Source organism: Bradyrhizobium diazoefficiens, from assembly GCF_016612535.1.
GTDB classification, from domain to species: Bacteria; Pseudomonadota; Alphaproteobacteria; order Rhizobiales; family Xanthobacteraceae; genus Bradyrhizobium; species Bradyrhizobium diazoefficiens_C.
The window spans coordinates 751,359-769,679 of record NZ_JAENXS010000002.1 but is presented as its reverse complement, the minus strand read 5'-3'; the positions used below and the strand labels follow the sequence as shown (position 1 = coordinate 769,679).

The following is an 18,321-nucleotide window of genomic DNA, read 5'->3' as shown; positions in this document are numbered from 1 at the left end:
GACCAGGCTTAGCCCGTGCTCAGGCGGACGCCGGCGCGCAAAAATTTCTGCGGGTCGACGGCTTCGCCGTCGATCCGGGTTTCGTAATGCAGATGCGGGCCGGTCGAACGGCCGGTCGAGCCGACGAGGCCGATGACCTGGCCGATCTTCACGATCTCGCCGACCTTGACGTTGATCTCTGAGAGATGGCCGTAGCGGGTCGACAGGCCGTTACCGTGATCGACCTCGACCATGCGGCCGTAGCCGCCAGACCAGCCGGCCGAGACCACCTTGCCGTTGGCCGTGACGCGCGCGGGATCGCCGGTCGCGGCGCGAAAATCGAGGCCGGTATGCATCGCCGGCCGGCCGAGGAAGGGATCGCTGCGGACGCCGAAGCCGGAGGTGAATTCGACCTCGCCGACGACGGGCTTGCGATAGGGCACCTGCGCCAGCGTGCGGTTGAGCCGGTCCATGTCGGCGCGGGTGACATTGATACGATAGAGCTGCTTCTCGAACGGTCCGGCGTTGGCGGCGAGCTTCACCGGCACGAACGGGCCGCCCATCGCAGCACGCGGCACAGCAGCCTCGAGATTGGCGATGTTCAGGCCGAGGTCGCTGACCACGCCGCGCATCCGGCGCATGCGCGAATCCATGCCTTCCTCGACGGCATTGAGCGCCGCAACCTGGCGGCGTTCGACCTGATCAAGCGAGCTCGTGAGCCGGACCAGGACATTGTCAAAACCCTGGTTCTTGGCGAATTGATTGACCGGCGGAGCGATCACAGTCGGCGCGCGCGATTCGAGCCGCGCTTCGCGATCGGGCGGCGCCACGAAAATGACGGTGTCGCTGATCGGCGACGGTTTCGGCGTGCCTTGGGTCGTCCCCTGGTTCGAATCGCCGCGCTGGAAGGCTGAGCGCGGGATTGATCCGGTGACATCAGGCATGGCTCCGAGCGCCGTGGCCCGGGACTCCAGCGCCGTCTGGCGCTTCATGATCTGGTCGAGCTTCTGGTCGAACTGCTCCTGGTCGAGCAGCTGCCGGCTGGTGGTGCGGTCGACCTTGGCGCGAAGCTCGGCGATGCGGTCTTCATAGGCGTATTGCATCTCGGCCTGGCGGGCGATCAGCCGGGTCAGGACGTCGTCGCGGAAGGCGAAATAGGTCGCGGTTGCCGCCGACCACAGCCCGAGCAGCACGACTGTGCCGACTACAATCCAGAACACCACTGGCCCGAGGCGAACCTGCTTGCCGTGATGCACGATGGTGTAGGCGTCATCGGCGTCGGGCAGGGGAATCGCGGCTGCCGCAGCAGTGGCGGGACGGCGATGGAAGGATCGTCCGTGGTCGTGGGAATGATGCTGGGGGTACTGCGAATATTGGGCAGAACTTTTCGACATCGGCACTCCCGCGCCGGTCGGAACGGTTCCTTGCGGCCTAATTGCCGCAGCAATCTGGGCCGGTCATGGTTAATTTTCCGGAAACGGGAACGCTCGATTTTAACGGACTGGTTAAAGACTTCTTGCCGCGGCCAGCACCTCGTCGGCATGGCCGTCGACCCGGACGTTGCGCCAGACCCTGGCCACCTTGCCGTCGGTCCCGATCAGCACCGTCGTGCGAAGAATCCCGAGGAAGCTCTTGCCATACATGGATTTTTCACCCCAGGCACCGTACGCCTCCAACATCTCGTGCTGCTCATCCGAGATCAGGGGAATGCCAAGGCTGTGCTTGTCGCGAAACTTCTCCTGGGCCCTTAACGGGTCGGCCGAAATGCCCAGCACGGCGGTGCCGGCAGAAGCGAAGGCGTCCTTCAGCCGGGTGAAGTCGATCGCTTCGCGGGTGCAGCCCGGCGTGTCGGCGCGGGGGTAGAAGAACAGGACGAGCTTCTCGCCGGCATAATCCGCTGAGCTGACGACATTGCCGCCATCGCGGGGGAGGCGGAAGACCGGGGCCTTCTGGCCCTCGGCCAGGGCGGAGGCGGCTTTGGGCTTAGAGGCCTTTTCAGAAGATATTAACCGTTTCGATGCGGCCTTATGCGATGCTGCCCTCGTGCCTTTCCTTGATGTGTCTGCCGATGCTGGCTGTGTTTTCCCGCTGCGTGTTTGTGTCGATGCCGGTGTCTTGGAGGCCTTCTTTTTAGCGGTCTGACTGCCGGAGGGCGTTTTGGACGATTTCTTTCGGGATTTCTTGGACATACGCCTTCCTTTCGTCGCTTTCGGCGGGTCAACCAAAGCGGTATTGCTGCTCTCGTCCGGTGTGCCGGATTCGCGCCCTCGGCTGGGCAATTTTGGCGGCGACGGAGTATGGTTACAAGGAATTCCACGCACCACCCCACTGCTCGTTGAACGCGCTCCCGGGGCGAAATGACGAACAGCAGGAACATTCGAGGCATGGCGGCAATGCCGGGGCGGGGAGCGTCGATTCCCGTCGACGGCTGCGGTCCCGGCGGCGCTCAATCCTACGACGGGCGCCTGTATCGAGAGGCAATGGCAAGGAATACGTCGCCCAAGGATCACAATCGGGATTTCGATCGGCACGGCGGCCATCAAGAACCGGCCGAATGGGACGAGACCGACTGGGATCAAGATCAGGACGAGGAGGCGGGTCATCGCGCACGCCGCCTGTTGTCACGTTCCAACTCGCGCCTCCGCGTCGGTGACGGTTTCTCGTTGTTTCGGCGGGTGTTGCCGGGTGGACGCTGGCTTCGCCGGATGTCCGTCGTCCTCGGCGCATTGATCGTCATCTTCGCCGGCTGCTTTGGCGCGCTGTGGTGGCGGCTTGGCGCCGGCCCGATCAACCTCGACATCGCGACGCCTTGGCTTGCCGCGGCGATCGAGGACAATATCGGCCACGGCAACACGGTGGAGGTCGGTGGCACCCAGATCGAGCGCGCCGGGCGGGTCCGGATCGCCGTACGCATCCGCGACATCATCGTTCGCGATCATGACCATGCCATTGTCGCCAGTGCACCGAAGGCTGAGGTGAGGCTGTCCGGGGTCGCACTTCTGACCGGGCATCTGCGTGCCGAAAGCCTCAACCTCGTCGACGCCGAGCTCGCGATCCGGATCGCGCCTGACGGGACCGTCACGGTGTCCGCCGGCGACACGGCAAAACCGCTCGCAACCGGCGTCGCATCCAAGAAGCAAGCGGGCCTGCCGCCGACATTCCCGCGTAACGGTGTCCCGCCGCCGCCTTTCGGGATGGCGCCCGCAACCCCGGACGCCTCTCAGACCGCGCCGCAACCCACCGCGCAAAGCGGAATCCTTCAGGGCCTCGACTGGCTCGACAGCCTGAGTATGACGGGCCTCGATGGTCAGAACCTCAACGAGATCGGTCTCAAGAACGGCAATTTGATCGTCGACGATCAGCAGCGTGGCAGCAAATGGACGTTTGAGAACATCACACTCAGCCTGCGCCGGCCGAGCCATGGCGGTGTCACGCTCAGCCTCGGCGAGGAGGGCGCGCACCCGTGGTCACTGCGCGCCACGATCGGACCGTCCGAGAATGGGGTGCGCTCGGTCGACATCCGCGCCGACAAGCTCTCGACCTCCAACATCCTGCTCGCGCTGCGCGTGAAGGACCTGACCTATACTGCCGACCTGCCTATGACCGGCGAGCTGAAAGGCGAACTCGGCCGCGACGGCGTGCCGACGTTCTTCCGCGGCAAGGTCACGATCGGCGCGGGCAACATCATCGATACCGATACGCCCGATTATCCGATGGCGATCGACTCCGCCGAGATCAATGTCGAGTGGGATGCGGGACGGCGGGTGCTGGTTGCACCGTTCAAGATCCTCTCGGGCGCCAATCGCCTGACGCTGCTGGCCCATCTCGAGCCGCCGAACGGCACCATCAATGATTGGCAGCTGGGCTTCAGCGGCGGTTCGATCCTGCTCGGCGGTATCGACAACGAGCCGCCGCTCGTCTTCAACCGCATCGCGATCGGCTTCCGTTTCGACACCGATCACAAGCGCATGCTGCTGACGCAAGCCGACATCTCCAACGGTGAGATCGGCGTCGCCGGTACCGGTGCGATCGACTATTCCGGCGAGCCGCGCCTGACGCTCGGCTTCGCGGGAACGCCGATGTCGGCCTCCGCGCTGAAGCGGATGTGGCCGACCCTGGTCGTGCCGGAGTTGCGCCAATGGGTGATCGAGCGGATCGAGCGCGGGACGCTCCAGCGCATCGAGGTCGGCATCAACTCGCCGACGCGTAATCTTCCACGCAAGGGACCGCCCATTCCCGATGACGGCCTGTCCGTCAACATCGTGGCGAGCGGCGTTGCGGTTCGCCCGGTGGACGGCATGCCGGTGGTACACGACGCCGATCTCAAGGCGCACGTGACCGGACGTACCGCCACCGTGAATATCGGGCAGGGCATTGCCGACACGCCCGCGGGCCGCAAGGTCACGATCTCCGATTTCGTCTTCGAGGTGCCGGACATGGCGCCGAAACCCTCGCCCTCGCGGACCAGATTCCGCGTCGACGGTCCGGTGCCGGCGGCGGCCGAAATGCTTTCCAATGATCGTCTGAGCGATCTGTCCGCGACCGTTATCGATCCCAACACGGCCAAGGGAACGTTCACGGCGAACATCCAGCTCAGCCTGCCGGTCAAGGGCGAGCTGACCAAGGCGGACACCGTCTACGCCGTCACCGCCGATCTCAACGGCTTTGCCGCCGACAAGCTGGTGATGAACCAGAAGCTCGAGGCCAACAATCTCAAGATCGTCGCCAACAACCAGGGCTATCAGGTCAAGGGCGACGTCAAGATCAACGGACAGGCGGCCTCGCTCGACTACCGTAAGGCGACCGATGGCGATGCGGACGTCAAGCTGCAGACCACGCTGGACGACGCCAGCCGTGCGCGCCTGGGCTTCGACCTCAGTCCTGCCGTCAGCGGGTCGGTGCCGATCAAGCTGTCGGGCAAGATTGCCAGCGGTCCGGACCAGACGACGAAGCTCGGCATCGAGGCCGACCTGACCTCGGTCAAGCTGGACAACATCCTTCCCGGCTGGGTCAAGCTGCCGGGCAAAGCGAGCAAGGCAACGTTCAAGGTGGTGCCGACGGCGCAATCGACGCGGCTTGAGGATATCGTCATCGAAGGCGGCGGCGCCTCGATCAAGGGCTCGCTGGAAGTCGACCCGAACGGCGACCTCATGAATGCGAACTTCCCGGTCTATTCGCCGTCGGACGGCGACAAGACGTCGTTGAAGGTCGAGCGCGGTCAGGATGGCGTGGTCCGCGGCACCATGCGTGGCGACGTGTTCGACGGCCGCGGCTTCCTGAAATCGGCGATATCAGGGAATTCCAAGGACGACAGCAAGAGCAAGCTGAAGAACGTCGATTTCGACATCGACGTGAAGCTTGGTGCGGTCGCAGGATTCAACGGCGAGGCGATGCGCGGCGTCGATGCCAAGATGTCGAAACGCAGCGGCGCCATCAAGGCCTTCACGCTGAACGGCAGGATCGGCCAAAACACGCCGGTGGCGGCGGATCTGCGCGGCGGCCGTGCGCAGGGCAGCCGCGAAGTGATCTATCTCCAGACCAACGATGCCGGCGCGCTGCTGCGCTTCACCGATACCTATACCAAAGCCATTGGCGGCCAGATGGTGGTGGCGATGGAGCCGCCGACGTCCGAGCCGAACGCGTCGCGCGAGGGCCTCATCAACGTGCGCGACTTCACGGTGAAGGGCGAGGCGCAGCTCGAACGCGTCGCCGCGGGCGCGCCCAACGGGACCGGGAATGGCATCTCCTTCAGCGCGTTGCGCGCCGAATTCACCCGGCAGAACGGCGCGCTCACGATCCGCGATGGCGTCGTCAAGGGTCCGATGATCGGCGCCACCATCGAAGGTTCGATCGACTATCCCGGCAATCAGGTCTGCATGAGCGGCACCTTCGTGCCGATGTACGGCTTAAACAACATGTTCGGACAGATTCCGGTACTCGGGTTGTTCCTAGGTGGCGGCGACAAAGAGGGACTGATCGGCGTGACCTACGAGGTCGTCGGCACGCCGGCCGCGCCCGTGATGCGCGTCAATCCGATATCGGCGATATTTCCTGGCGTGACTCGGAAGATTATGGAGTTCAACACCGGCAAGCAGAATTCGCCGTTCGACGAGCAGTTGCCGTCGGCGCAGTCCGGCGACAGCCCGACTGGAACGGCAAGGCCGTTGTCGAGCGGTTGCAGCCTCGCGCGGCGGTAAGCGGCGCTTCGCAGAGATACACTGCCACTTCCGCATAAAGGCACTTGCGAACAGCGGGCTTGTCCCGCCTGCGCGGCCAAAGCCGCTCGGCGCGGCGAAGGGCATCCACGTTTTTCGTGGTGCGCGGCTAAAACGTGGATGGTCGGGACAAGCCCGGCCATGACACGTGGGGAGGTTGTGGTGCCCGGAAGCCTATGCCGCGCGCACGCCGGCCAGGAATGTCCCGACTTCGCCCGAGAGCTGCTCGGCCTGCTTGGAGAGGTTCGAGGCGGCCGCGAGCACCATGCCGGCGGCGTTGCCGGTCTCGTTGGCCGCCGTGCTGACGCCACCGATGTTGGCGGTGACCTCCTTGGTGGCTTCAGCTGTCTGCGAGACGCTGCGGGCGATCTCGGCGGTGGCCGCGCCTTGCTCCTCGATGGCCGCGCCGATCGACGTGGCGATCCGGCTGACCTCCTCGATGGTGGCCGTGATGCCGCCGATGGCGTCGACGGCCTCTTTGGTCGCGCCCTGGATCTGGGCAATCTTGTCGCCGATCTCGCGGGTGGCCTCCGCGGTCTGGCTCGCCAGCGACTTCACTTCGGATGCAACGACGGCGAAGCCGCGACCGGCTTCGCCGGCGCGTGCGGCCTCGATGGTGGCGTTGAGTGCGAGCAGATTGGTTTGCGCCGCAATGCTCGAGATCAGCTCGGCGACGTGCTCGATCTGCTGGGCGCCGTCGGACAGCGCGCGCACGATGGTGTCGGTGCGGCGCGCGCTCTCGACCGCACGGCCGGTCACTTCGGCCGATTGCGCGACCTGGCGGCTGATTTCGGTGATGGAGGAGGAGAGCTCTTCCGCGGCGGCTGCCACCGTCTGGACGCGCTGGCTGGCTTCGGTCGCGGCGGAGCCGACCACTGCAGCGCGGCTGTTGGTGCCCTCTGCGGTCGACGACATCGACTTGGCCGTGGTTTCCAGCTCGCCGGAGCCCGAGGCCATCATGCCCACGAGCTGGCCGACGGATGCATCGAAGCGGTCGGCAAGCGAGATCAGGGCGTCGCGCTTCTCCTGCTCACTACGCGCCTTGGCCGCGACCTGCTCGGCCTCCAGCGTGCGCGCGGTCAAGGCGGTCTGCCGCAACACTTCGAGTGTCTCGGCCATGCGACCGATCTCGTCGCCGCGATCGGTCTCTTCGACCGGCTTGTCGATGGCGCCGTCGGCGATGTCCTGCATGCGGGTCTTCTGACGGTCGAGGGCGCTGAGCACGTCGCGGGCGATCAGCCAGGACAGCGTCGCCATCAGCAGCATCAAGCCGACGCCGACCGCGGCGAGCTCCAGCGTCAATGCGCGGACGTCGGCGTCAATGTCGTCGACATAGAGGCCGTAGCTGATCGTCGCGTTCCAGGGCGCGAATTTGCGCGCAAACACGGTCTTGCGGACCGGCGCAGTCTGGCCAGGGCGGGGGTAGAGATAGGAGGCCATACCGCCGCCATTTTGATCGCCGGCCTTGATGATCGCGTCAGCGATGACGACGCCGTTGGAGTCGACCGCGCCGGTGATCTTGCCTTCGAGTTGTTGATTTGCGCCGTTCACGAGCAACGAGGTGTCGGCGTTGTAGACGACGGGGTAGCCTTGGCCGCCGTTGAAGCTCATGCGCCGGCCGCGCATGTGGAACTGGGCCTTGGCCTCGGCCTGTGTCAGCTTGCCGGCGGTGACGTCGTCCTGAACCGATTGGGCGAGGGTGTAGAGGATGTCGACCGCGGTCTTCATCTGCTGGATTCGGTCCTCCATCATGCGGCTCTTGCTGAGGAAGGCCGACACCGCGATGATGGCCGTGACAGTGAGGGCCGCAAGGCAAACCATGCTGGCGAGCTTGGTGCGGATTCTCAGATGACTCAGCAGCTTCATCGCAGCCCCTACGGAATGGTTGTTATTGTCATCATCCGTAACATGAACTTCTTACCAATCATGAAGATAGCCATGCGAACGCCTGCCGCGCGAGAGACTCTTCGCAGCCTTATGCGCAACGGTGCCGGCAAATCGCCGCGCATTGCCGCGCACCCGTATATTCGCGGGCGAGAATCGATCTTCGACTTTGGTGGTGACTCAGCTTCGCGGGACCGGCAATGAACCGATTCGTTCATCGCATCATCATGTCGGTGCTGCTCTTGGCAGCGCTGGCCGTCATCTGGAACGTGCTCGGGCCGCGCTAGGATGGCGCCAGCGGTCCGCGGGCGCCATCTGCGGGTGAGCTGACTGCGCGCTTCAGCGCCGCGCGAAGGCGCCGCCCGGCGCGTCGTTCTCCTTGCCGATCAGCGCATCGACGCTGACCGAGCCGCCGCCCGCTGCCGAGATATAGAGGCAGGCGAAGCAGAACAGGATCGCGGCGGTGCCGCCGTTGAGCAGCGGCAGGAGCACGGGCGTGCCGGTCTTCATCACATGGCCCATGAAGTAGGCGAAGGCCATTTCACCCGCCAGGATGAACGCCGTGAGGCGTGTGAACAGGCCGAGCATCAATGTCGCGCCGAGGATCAACTCGATCGTGCCGGCCACGTAGATCAACGGCGGGATATCGGCGAAGTAGGGGAGCACCGGGAACTTGAACAGCTTGGCGACACCGTACTGGAACAGCAGCAGTCCAGTGATGAAACGGAACAGGCTCAAGAGAACCGGCTGAAAGCGAGCGAGATAGGGAAAGTTCATTGGTTCGTGCCCTCCATCCAAGGCTGCAACTAGGACCGCATTCGGTTCCACCCTGCAAGCTGCGCCAGATCAATTCGCGCTGACATTTTTGTCATGTCGGACAAAACACCGCAGACCGCGATTTGAGCCGTGAGCCACCGGCTTTTTTTGCGCGTGTTCACGTCGTGCCCGTCCGTAGTTCCCCCGGGATCACGAATGAGTTCAGATTACCTCCGGGACCTAGCGCCGCAAGGCGGGCACGATCAGGAACGGGATCATCCCGAGCACCACGCTCGCAAGTGCGAACACGAGCAGGGCGTCGTAGCCGTGGGTGGCGTCGTGGATCAGGCCACCGCTCCAGGAGCCGAAGGCCGAGCCGAGGCCACTGCCGATCGAGATCGTGCCGAAGATGGTGCCGACCCGCTTGCCCCGAAAGATCTTCATCGCAGTTGCCGTGATCAGCGGCCCGCGCGACCCCATCATGCTGCCGAAGCAGACGACGAAGCCGGTGAGCAGGATGACGTTGGGATAATACTGAAGCAGCCAGAGCAGGAAGATGCCGAGGATCGAGATCGCGTAGCTGAACAGCACCGACGGCCGGCGCCCGATCAGCCCGTCGAGCGCGGAGACGCCGAGCATGCCGAACACCAGCACGACACCCGAAAAACCCCAGGCGGTCGCGGCCTGGAGCGGCGGGAAGCCGGCATCGATCAGATAGGCCACGATTTGCGCTGCGATCGCATACATGCCGACCGCGGTGAAGAAGAAGGTCGAGAACAGCGCCCAGAAAGCGTGGTGACGCATCGCGCTCACAAGCGTCCAGCCGTTGTCGATGAAATCAGGATCGGTCCTCTTGGCCACATGCGGCGAGCCGGCCGCGAATATGCGCCAGGGCAGGAGCAGCAGCGGCACCAGCAGGCCGAGCGCGGCGAAGCCGTAGATCTGATAGGTCTCGCGCCAGCCGAGATGATCGATCAGCAGCTGCGAGGCCGGCAGCAGCGCCAGCACGCCGCCGCCCATCGCGGAATAGACCACCGCCATCGCGGTCGGCAGCTTTGGTCCGAACCAGCGGCCGAGCAGGATCGAGTTCGGCACGTTGCCGATGAAGGCGACGCCGATGCCGACAAATAAGCCGATCGAGATCCGGAATTGCCAGAGTGCCTGCGCATGGCCCGCGATCAGGAAGGCCGAGCCGAGCAGCAACAGGCCGAGTGCATAGACGATGCGCGGGCCGGAATGATCGAACAGGCGTCCGACCAGCGGCGCGGTCAGTCCGCTGATGAGCCAGGTCAGCGAATAGATCGAGACGACCTGCCCACGGTCCCAGCCGAAATTTTCGGAGATCGGCTTGAGGAAAACTGTGAAGCTTTCGCTCAGGCCGCGGCCGAGCACAGCCAGCGTGAAGCACAGCGCGAGCACGACGAGCGCGGTGCGCACCGCACCTTGCTGTGTGCTTTCTTGTTCCCTGGGCGTGTTTTGATCCATTGCCCGTCAGGGAGCGCGCTTCGGCTCGCCCTGACAAGCATCAAAAGCTCATACGCCTATGCAGGCTTGATGAGGACGTGCTTCTTCTTGCCGAACGATAGCTTGATCACGCCTTCCGGTGTCAGACTGGCCGCCGACAGCTCCATCTTCTCGTCGGTGACGGGCTCGTCGTTGACGCGCAGGCCGCCGCCCTTGATCTGGCGCCGCGCTTCGCCGTTGGAGGCGACGAGGCCCGCCTTGACGAAGGCGTTGAGCACGCCGATGCCAGCCTCGATCTCGCCGCGCGGAATTTTCACTGTCGGCAGGGTCTCGGCGAGCGCGCCTTCCTCAAAGGTGCGGCGTGCGGTTTCGGCCGCTTCGTTGGCTGCGTCGCGACCATGCAGCAGCGCGGTTGCCTCCGTGGCGAGCACCTTCTTGGCCTCGTTGATCTCCGAGCCGCCGAGCGCTTCGAGCTTCTTGATCTCGCTCATCGGCAGCGTCGTGAACAGCTTGAGGAATTTGCCGACGTCGGCGTCCTCGGTGTTGCGCCAATATTGCCAGAAATCATACGGCGAGAACTGGTCGGCGTTGAGCCACACCGCGCCCTGTGCCGTCTTGCCCATCTTGGCGCCTGACGCAGTCGTCAGCAGCGGCGTCGTCAGCGCGTACAGCTGATGCGTGCCCATGCGGCGACCGAGATCGACGCCCATGATGATGTTGCCCCATTGATCCGAGCCGCCCATCTGCAAATGGCAGCCGGTGCGCTTGGCCAATTCGACGAAATCGTAGGCCTGGCAGATCATGTAGTTGAACTCGATGAAGCTCATCTCCTGCTCGCGCTCGAGGCGCAGCCGCACGGAGTCCATCGTCAGCATGCGGTTGACTGAGAAGTGGCGGCCGATATCGCGCAGCATCTCGATCCAATTGAGCTTGGTCAGCCACTCGGCATTGTCGAGCATGATCGCGTCGCTCTTCGCATCGCCATAGCGCAGCACCTTGGCGAACACGCCGCGGATCGAAGCCTTGTTGGCTTCGATCTCCGCAACGGTGCGGATCGCGCGCGTCTCGTCCTTGCCGGAGGGGTCACCGACCATGGTGGTGCCGCCGCCCATCAGCGTGATCGGCTTATTGCCGGATTGCTGGAACCAGTGCAGCAGCATCATGGTCAGGTAGTTGCCGATGTGCAGCGAAGGAGCGGTGCAATCGTAGCCGACATAGGCGATCGCCTCGCCCTTGGCGGCGATCGCGTCCAGCCCCTCGAAATCGGAGCATTGATGGATGAATCCACGCTCTTGCAGGATATTGAGGAAATCCGATTTGAATGCAGTCATTTGTCGGCGCGCCTGACAATTCTTGGTTTACTGTTTTGGGAGCAATTTAAGGGTCTTCCGCAGGAACTCGATTGCTGCCCGCCACTTGGCGCTGTGGCATTATAAGATGTGTCCCTCTGGCACAAGATCGGCATGCCGGGGGGGCTTTTGAGGACGCTGATCCCATGATGTTGACGGCACTCGGTTTGATGAGCGGTACCTCGCTGGACGGGGTGGACGTCGCGCTGATCGAAACCGACGGAAAGCAGGTGAAAGCATTCGGGCCGTCCGGCTATCGACCCTACAGCCCGGCCGAGCGCAATCTGCTGCGCCAGGCGCTGAGCGAGGCCGTGCATTTGCCGCAACGCGATGCCCGGCCGGGAATCTTGGCCGAGGCCGAGCGCGCGGTGACGCTGGCGCATGCCGAGGCGGTCGCCGCCTTCGTCGCCCAGAACAGGATGAAGCCGGAGGACATCGACATCGTCGGCTTCCACGGCCAGACCGTGTTGCACCGGCCCGAGCGGCGGTTGACGGTACAGATCGGCGATGCGCCGGCGCTGGCCAGGGCGATCCACATCCCCGTCATGCACGACTTTCGCGCCGCCGACGTCGAGGCCGGCGGGCAGGGCGCGCCGTTCGTGCCGGTCTACCACCGGGCGCTCGCCAATTCGCTGGAGCGCGAAGGGCCGATCGTCGTGGTCAATATCGGCGGCGTCTCCAATATCACCTACATCGACGGCAACGACACGCTGATTGCTTGCGACACCGGACCCGGCAACGCGCTGCTCGACGATTTCATGTACCGCACCATGAACCAGTCATTCGATGCGGAAGGCAAGTTTGCTGCGCTCGGCAAGGTCGATGAAGGCTGGATCGCAAAGGCGCTGGAGCTGCCGTTCTTCGCATTGCCGCCTCCGAAATCGCTCGACCGCAACGACTTTGCCGCGCTCAAGCTCGGCGACATCGCACCGGCCGATGGGGCCGCGACGCTCACCGCCTTCACCGCCGCCGCAATTGCCCGCATCATTTCCTTGCTGCCGCGCCGGCCGCACAGCTGGATCGTCTGCGGCGGCGGCGCGCGCAACCTCACCATGCTGCGCATGCTGCGGGAGCGGGTGGGGTCGGCCACCGTCGAAGCGGCGGAAACACTCGGCTGGGCCTCCGACGCCATCGAGGCGCAGGCCTTCGGCTTCCTCGCCGCGCGCGGCCTGAAGGGCCTGCCGCTGTCCTATCCGGCCACCACCGGCGTGCCGATGCCGATGACCGGCGGGGTGATCGCCAGACCCTAAAGAGGACCGCCTGAGGTCACGGCTGATTGATGCAGGTGCATTGATCTTGACGGATGCATGCAAGTGCATCTATCTTGGATGCAGTTGCATTAAACCGCCGGAATCACAGTCATGACCGCTTCGCTCAAGCTGATCAGCCACAAGCTTTGCCCCTATGTGCAGCGCGCCGTGATCGCGCTCAAGGAGAAGGGCGTGCCGTTCGAGCGGATCGACATCGATCTCGCCGACAAGCCGGACTGGTTTCTAGAATTGTCGCCGCTCGGCAAGGTGCCGGTGCTGGTGGTGACGACTGACAGAGGCGAGGTCGCCGTGTTCGAGAGCAACGTGATCTGCGAATACATCGAGGAAACGCAAGGCGGCGCGAAACTGCATCCAGCCGATGCGCTCACGCGTGCCGAGCACCGCGCCTGGATGGAGTTTGGCTCGGCGATCCTCGGCGATCTCTGGCGACTGGAGACGACGACGGATCCCGCGACGTTCGAAAGCAAACGCCTGGCTGTCGCGGCGAAATTTGCGCGTATCGAGGCCGCGCTCGGGGTGGGGCCGTATTTCGCAGGCAACGCGTTCAGTCTGGTCGACGCAGTGTTTGCGCCGATCTTCCGCTATTTCGATCTGTTCGACGAGCTGACCGAGCACGGCATCTTCAGGGATTTGCTGAAGGTGCAGGCGTGGCGCGCGGGCCTTGCGCAGCGTCCGAGCGTCCGCACCGCGGTCGGCGCGGACTATCCGCAATTGCTGCGCGCCTTCCTCGTTCGCCACGACGCGCATCTCCTCAAGCTCGCGGCTTGAGTCCATTCGATGTCGCAATCTGTGGCCTGGCTGATGCTGGTGGTTGCAGGCCTCCTTGATGTCGGCTGGGCGATCTCGATGAAATACGCGGAAAGCTACACGCGCGCAGGTTGGAGTATCGCCTCGCTGGTGCTGCTCGCGGCCTTCGTCTTCCTGCTCGGACGCGCTTTGAAGGTGCTCGAGGTCGGCGTCGCCTACTCGGTGTGGACCGGCATTGGCGCGGCCGGCACTTTCGTCATGGGCGTTGTGCTGTTCGGAGAGACGCTGAGTGCAATGAAGCTTGCGGGCATCGCGCTGGTCTTGATGGGGATTGCCGCGCTCAAGCTGGCTTGAGTCGTCACAGCTCCGCCGCCATCTTCGCAAGAGTGGCGATGGTGTTCATGTTGCGCGCGGTGCCGGTCTTGGCGACGGGGATCGCGAGCTTTGATGACCCCATGCCGTCGCCATAGTGCACGTAGATCTCGCGGCGGCCGAGCTTGACCTCTTCGTCCTTCTGACCGCGAATTCCGGCGAGCGCGTCAGCCGGCGGTGCCTTGTCGAGGAAGATGGCAACCGTGCGGTTCGGCGCCAGCTTTGGAAATGGATTGCCGGCCAGAACCGCAGCCATCTCGGCAGCGCTGCGCACGAGCACACCGACCGGCGCGCCGGCGTAGGTGTGCAAACGCTTTTCCAGCGCGGCCTTGACTGCGGTTTCCGATTTGCGGCTGGTGAAGACCACATTGCCGCTGGCGATATAGGTGCGCACGGCAGCAAAACCGAGCTCTTCGCACATGGCCTTGAGCTCGGTCATCGGCAGCTTGCCGGTGCCTCCGACATTCACCGCGCGCAGCAGGGCTACGAACGCGGCCATGTCATTCTTACCGCACGTTGGCCAGACGCATGTCGAGATAGGCGGTGATGGTTTCCATCAGCGGCTCGAGCTTAGCGTCGAAGAAGTGGTTGGCGCCGGGGATGACCTGCTGGTCGATCACGATGCCCTTCTGCGTCTTCAGCTTCTCGACCAGCGTGTTGACGTCCTTCGGCGGCACCACCGCGTCCTTCTCACCATGCACGATCAGGCCCGACGACGGGCAGGGCGCGAGGAACGAGAAGTCGTAGAGATTGGCCGGCGGCGCGATCGAGATGAAGCCCTCGACCTCGGGGCGGCGCATCAAAAGCTGCATGCCGATCCAGGCGCCGAACGAGAATCCGGCAACCCAGCAGGCGCGCGCTTCCGGATTGATGGTCTGCGCCCAGTCGAGTGCTGCCGCCGCATCCGACAATTCGCCGGTGCCGTGGTCGAACGAGCCCTGGCTGCGGCCGACGCCGCGGAAGTTGAAGCGCAGCACCGAGAACCCGCGATGCGCGAACGCGTAGTAGCACTGGTAGATGATTTGATGATTCATCGTGCCGTGAAACTGCGGATGCGGATGCAAGACCATCGCGATCGGCGCGTTCTTCTGCTTGGCCGGATGGTAGCGGCCTTCGAGGCGGCCAGCAGGGCCGGTGAAAATAACTTCGGGCATCGATGATCTCTTGATTGATCTCTTGAAGACGGTCTTCAGCAATCAACCGACTGGGCGGAGTTTACCGGCCGCGAGGCCGATCAAACCGCGAATGGAAGGGTGGAGCGGCGCCCTCGGATGATGCGCGAGCGGCGCGCGGCGAACTGACGCGCGCGTTCTAACATGAGGCGTGGGTCAAAAAGCAAGCATCTTGAACATCCCGCAATTGCCTCAAGGTGTTAGCGTGTCATTGCTGCGTCATGGTCCGACGTGGATCGGATTCGCGGTTGCCAAGCGCGGGGCAGCAGCCCATGTCGGGGACCAGAGCGTGCGGACAATGTCCCGTCACAAGGTAATATGTTACTTTCATGCCGAGCCGGGTCTATCTCGATTGGAATGCGACCACGCCGCTGCGCCCCGAGGCGCGGGCGGCGATGGTCGCGTCCTACGATCTCGTCGGCAATCCGTCCTCGGTCCATGCCGAGGGGCGCGAGGCGCGGCGGCTGGTCGAGGATGCACGTAGCGCGCTGGCGGCAGCGGTCGGCGCGTTGCCGCGGAACGTCGTCTTCACTTCGGCCGGAACCGAGGCCAATGTGCTGGCGCTGTCTCCCGGTCTGCGCGGCTCGTCTGGCGGGCCGGTGCGGCGGCTCCTGGTCTCGGCCATCGAACATGCCTCAGTGCTGGCGGGCGGACGATTCCCGGCAGACAGCATCGGCCGGATCCGGGCGACCCGTTCCGGCATCGTCGATCTCAATCATCTGAGAGAGCAGCTCGCCGACGGTCCGCCGGCGCTGGTCTCGATCATGGCGGCCAACAACGAGACCGGCGCGCTCCAGCCGGTGGCGGAGGCCGCACAGATCGTCCACGAAGCCGGCGGCCTGCTGCATGTCGACGCAATTCAGGCGCTCGGCAAAATTGCTTTCAATATTAACGCGGTAGGCGCGGACCTTGCGACCTTTTCTGCGCACAAGATCGGGGGCCCCAAGGGCGTCGGCGCGCTAGTCGTGGCGGAAGGCATTACGGGACTGGAACCTGTGCTTCGCGGGGGCGGGCAGGAACTCAACCGCCGGGCGGGAACCGAGAATGTCGCCGGCATCGCCGGCTTCGGCGCAGCGCTGAAGATGGCGCTTGAGGCTCTGCCTGAGAATGCGGAACGGATCACAACCCTAAGAGATCGCTTAGAAAATGGCATTCGGACGATTGCGGGCGCGACCGTCTTCTCGGAAAAGGTGAAAAGGTTGCCAAATACCGTTCTGTTCACTGCGCCCGGGCTCAAGGCCGAGACCGCCGTGATCGGCTTCGATCTCGAAGGCATCGCCGTATCCTCGGGGTCGGCCTGTTCCTCAGGTAAGGTCCAGCCGTCCCACGTCCTCTCGGCGATGGGGTTCGGCCCCTCCGTGGCCCAGGGAGCAGTGCGCCTCAGTCTGGGCTGGTCCACGGAAGCGGATGACATCAACAGGGCGTTAGAGGCTTGGCGAAAGCTCGGTAATACCCTACTTAGAGTCTAAGCGACGAAACACGGCTTGAACGGTTCTAAGCCCGTGCTTTCCGCCAAAAAACATCGTAATAGACATCGTAATACTCGTCCAAGTTTGATCCACCGTGGTCCTTGAAACCACGAGCGGAGGATAGAATGCCAGCCGTGCAAGAGACGGTCGAGCGCGTGAAGCGCATCGACGTCGATCAGTATCGTTATGGGTTTGAGACCCTGATCGAGTCCGATAAGGCCCCCAAGGGGCTGTCGGAAGAGACCGTCAAATTCATCTCGCAGAAGAAGAACGAGCCCGCCTGGATGCTCCAATGGCGGCTGGAAGCCTATCGGCGCTGGCTGACCATGACCGAGCCGAATTGGGCCCGCGTGGACTATCCCAAGATCGACTTCCAGGATCTCTATTATTACGCGGCGCCGAAGCCGAAGAAGACGATCACCTCGCTCGACGAGATCGATCCAGAGATCCTGAAGACCTATGAGAAGCTCGGCATCCCCTTGCGGGAAGTCGCCATGCTCGAAGGCGTCGAGCCGAAGCCCGGCGAGGAAGATCCCGCGCGTCGCAAGATCGCGGTCGATGCTGTATTCGATTCGGTCTCGGTTGCGACCACGTTCAAGGCGGAGCTGAAGAAGGCCGGCGTGATCTTCATGCCGATCTCGGAGGCCATCCGCGAGCATCCGGAGCTGGTGCAGAAATATCTCGGCTCTGTGGTGCCGACCTCCGACAATTTCTACGCGACGCTGAATTCGGCGGTGTTCTCCGACGGTTCGTTCGTCTACGTGCCGCCCGGCGTGCGCTGCCCGATGGAGCTGTCGACCTATTTCCGCATCAACGAGCGCAACACCGGTCAGTTCGAGCGGACGCTGATCATCGCGGACAAGGGCTCCTACGTCAGCTATCTCGAAGGCTGCACCGCGCCGCAGCGCGACGAAAACCAGCTGCATGCCGCCGTGGTCGAGCTCGTCGCGCACGATGACGCCGAGATCAAATATTCGACCGTGCAGAACTGGTATCCCGGCAATTCGGAAGGCAAGGGCGGCATCTATAATTTCGTCACCAAGCGTGGCGACTGCCGCGGCGACAATTCCAAGATCTCCTGGACCCAGGTCGAGACCGGTTCCGCGATCACCTGGAAATATCCGAGCTGCATTCTCCGCGGCGATAATTCGCGTGGCGAGTTCTACTCGATCGCGATCTCGAACGGTTTCCAGCAGGTCGATTCGGGCACCAAGATGATCCATCTCGGCAAGAACACGTCGAGCCGAATCATCTCCAAGGGCATCGCCGCCGGCAAGTCGCAGAACACCTATCGCGGCCTCGTCACCGCCCATCGCAAGGCGACCGGCGCGCGCAACTTCACCGCCTGCGATTCGCTGTTGATCGGCGACAAATGCGGCGCGCATACCGTGCCGTACATCGAAGCCAAGAACTCCTCGGCGACGTTCGAGCACGAGGCGACGACCTCGAAGATCTCCGAGGACGTGCTGTTCTACTGCGTCCAGCGCGGCCTCAGCCAGGAAGAGGCCGTCGGCCTCGTCGTCAACGGCTTCGTCAAGGACGTGCTTCAGCAGCTGCCGATGGAATTCGCGGTGGAAGCGCAGAAGCTGATCTCGATCTCGCTTGAAGGGTCGGTCGGCTAATTGCCGACTCTCGCGGCGCGC

The 18,321-nt window shown here is 63.7% G+C and carries 15 protein-coding genes; 7 read left to right on the top strand and 8 right to left on the bottom strand.

Annotated elements, in window-relative coordinates; genetic code table 11:
• Window positions 1-8 precede the first annotated feature (8 nt).
• Together JJE66_RS20465 and JJE66_RS20460 are read right to left on the bottom strand one after the other, a co-directional pair.
• The gene (locus JJE66_RS20465; RefSeq protein ID WP_200516319.1) at window positions 9-1,373 is read right to left on the bottom strand and encodes a M23 family metallopeptidase; all 1,365 of its coding nucleotides are present in this window, start codon (window positions 1,371-1,373) and stop codon (window positions 9-11) included.
• A gap of 111 nt (window positions 1,374-1,484) precedes the next feature.
• Window positions 1,485-2,168: a peroxiredoxin gene (locus JJE66_RS20460; protein ID WP_200516318.1), complete on the bottom strand. Its 684-nt coding sequence runs from the start codon at window positions 2,166-2,168 to the stop codon at window positions 1,485-1,487.
• A 204-nt stretch (window positions 2,169-2,372) separates the two neighbouring features.
• Between JJE66_RS20460 and JJE66_RS20455 the strand changes: the two genes are divergently transcribed.
• Window positions 2,373-6,176 carry a DUF3971 domain-containing protein gene (locus JJE66_RS20455; protein WP_200518600.1) on the top strand — a complete coding sequence of 1,268 codons (3,804 nt, stop codon included), beginning with the start codon at window positions 2,373-2,375 and terminating at the stop codon, window positions 6,174-6,176.
• Between the two features lie 192 nt (window positions 6,177-6,368).
• On the opposite strand, the gene JJE66_RS20450 is transcribed toward JJE66_RS20455, so the two are convergent.
• Window positions 6,369-8,060 carry a methyl-accepting chemotaxis protein gene (locus JJE66_RS20450; RefSeq protein WP_200516317.1) on the bottom strand — a complete coding sequence of 564 codons (1,692 nt, stop codon included), beginning with the start codon at window positions 8,058-8,060 and terminating at the stop codon, window positions 6,369-6,371.
• Between JJE66_RS20450 and JJE66_RS20445 the strand changes: the two genes are divergently transcribed.
• A complete protein-coding gene (locus JJE66_RS20445; protein ID WP_200516316.1) occupies window positions 8,043-8,282 on the top strand; it encodes a hypothetical protein in 240 nt (79 codons plus the stop codon). The genes JJE66_RS20450 and JJE66_RS20445 overlap by 18 nt on opposite strands.
• A 135-nt stretch (window positions 8,283-8,417) precedes the next feature.
• Here JJE66_RS20445 and JJE66_RS20440 read toward each other — a convergent pair whose 3' ends face one another.
• The 3 genes from JJE66_RS20440 to tyrS all read right to left on the bottom strand — a co-directional run bounded on the left by JJE66_RS20440 (window position 8,418) and on the right by tyrS (window position 11,629).
• The gene (locus JJE66_RS20440) at window positions 8,418-8,855 is read right to left on the bottom strand and encodes a DoxX family protein (protein ID WP_200516315.1); all 438 of its coding nucleotides are present in this window, start codon (window positions 8,853-8,855) and stop codon (window positions 8,418-8,420) included.
• Between the two features lie 219 nt (window positions 8,856-9,074).
• Window positions 9,075-10,319 carry an MFS transporter gene (locus JJE66_RS20435; RefSeq protein WP_200516314.1) on the bottom strand — a complete coding sequence of 415 codons (1,245 nt, stop codon included), beginning with the start codon at window positions 10,317-10,319 and terminating at the stop codon, window positions 9,075-9,077.
• 56 nt (window positions 10,320-10,375) lie between these two features.
• Window positions 10,376-11,629, bottom strand: a complete 1,254-nt coding sequence (tyrS, locus tag JJE66_RS20430; RefSeq protein WP_200516313.1) for a tyrosine--tRNA ligase — start codon at window positions 11,627-11,629, stop codon at window positions 10,376-10,378.
• Window positions 11,630-11,793: 164 nt separating this feature from the next.
• On the opposite strand from tyrS, the gene JJE66_RS20425 reads away from it, so the two are divergent.
• The 3 genes from JJE66_RS20425 (at window position 11,794) to JJE66_RS20415 (ending at window position 14,019) form a co-directional block, all read left to right on the top strand.
• Window positions 11,794-12,897, top strand: coding sequence for an anhydro-N-acetylmuramic acid kinase (locus JJE66_RS20425; protein ID WP_200516312.1), 1,104 nt, complete (start codon window positions 11,794-11,796; stop codon window positions 12,895-12,897).
• 111 nt (window positions 12,898-13,008) lie between these two features.
• On the top strand, window positions 13,009-13,686 hold the full coding sequence (locus tag JJE66_RS20420) for a glutathione S-transferase family protein (RefSeq protein WP_200516311.1): 678 nt from the start codon (window positions 13,009-13,011) through the stop codon (window positions 13,684-13,686).
• A gap of 9 nt (window positions 13,687-13,695) precedes the next feature.
• The gene (locus JJE66_RS20415) at window positions 13,696-14,019 is read left to right on the top strand and encodes a multidrug efflux SMR transporter (RefSeq protein ID WP_200516310.1); all 324 of its coding nucleotides are present in this window, start codon (window positions 13,696-13,698) and stop codon (window positions 14,017-14,019) included.
• Between the two features lie 4 nt (window positions 14,020-14,023).
• Here the strand turns inward: JJE66_RS20415 and JJE66_RS20410 are convergent, their stop codons facing one another.
• The gene (locus JJE66_RS20410) at window positions 14,024-14,536 is read right to left on the bottom strand and encodes a DUF1697 domain-containing protein (RefSeq protein WP_200516309.1); all 513 of its coding nucleotides are present in this window, start codon (window positions 14,534-14,536) and stop codon (window positions 14,024-14,026) included.
• A gap of 7 nt (window positions 14,537-14,543) precedes the next feature.
• Window positions 14,544-15,191: an alpha/beta hydrolase gene (locus JJE66_RS20405; protein ID WP_007591562.1), complete on the bottom strand. Its 648-nt coding sequence runs from the start codon at window positions 15,189-15,191 to the stop codon at window positions 14,544-14,546.
• Window positions 15,192-15,538: 347 nt separating this feature from the next.
• Between JJE66_RS20405 and JJE66_RS20400 the strand changes: the two genes are divergently transcribed.
• Both JJE66_RS20400 and sufB read left to right on the top strand, forming a co-directional pair.
• On the top strand, window positions 15,539-16,678 hold the full coding sequence (locus JJE66_RS20400; RefSeq protein ID WP_200516308.1) for a cysteine desulfurase family protein: 1,140 nt from the start codon (window positions 15,539-15,541) through the stop codon (window positions 16,676-16,678).
• 125 nt (window positions 16,679-16,803) lie between these two features.
• Window positions 16,804-18,300, top strand: a complete 1,497-nt coding sequence (gene sufB, locus JJE66_RS20395; RefSeq protein WP_200516307.1) for a Fe-S cluster assembly protein SufB — start codon at window positions 16,804-16,806, stop codon at window positions 18,298-18,300.
• Window positions 18,301-18,321: the final 21 nt, after the last annotated feature.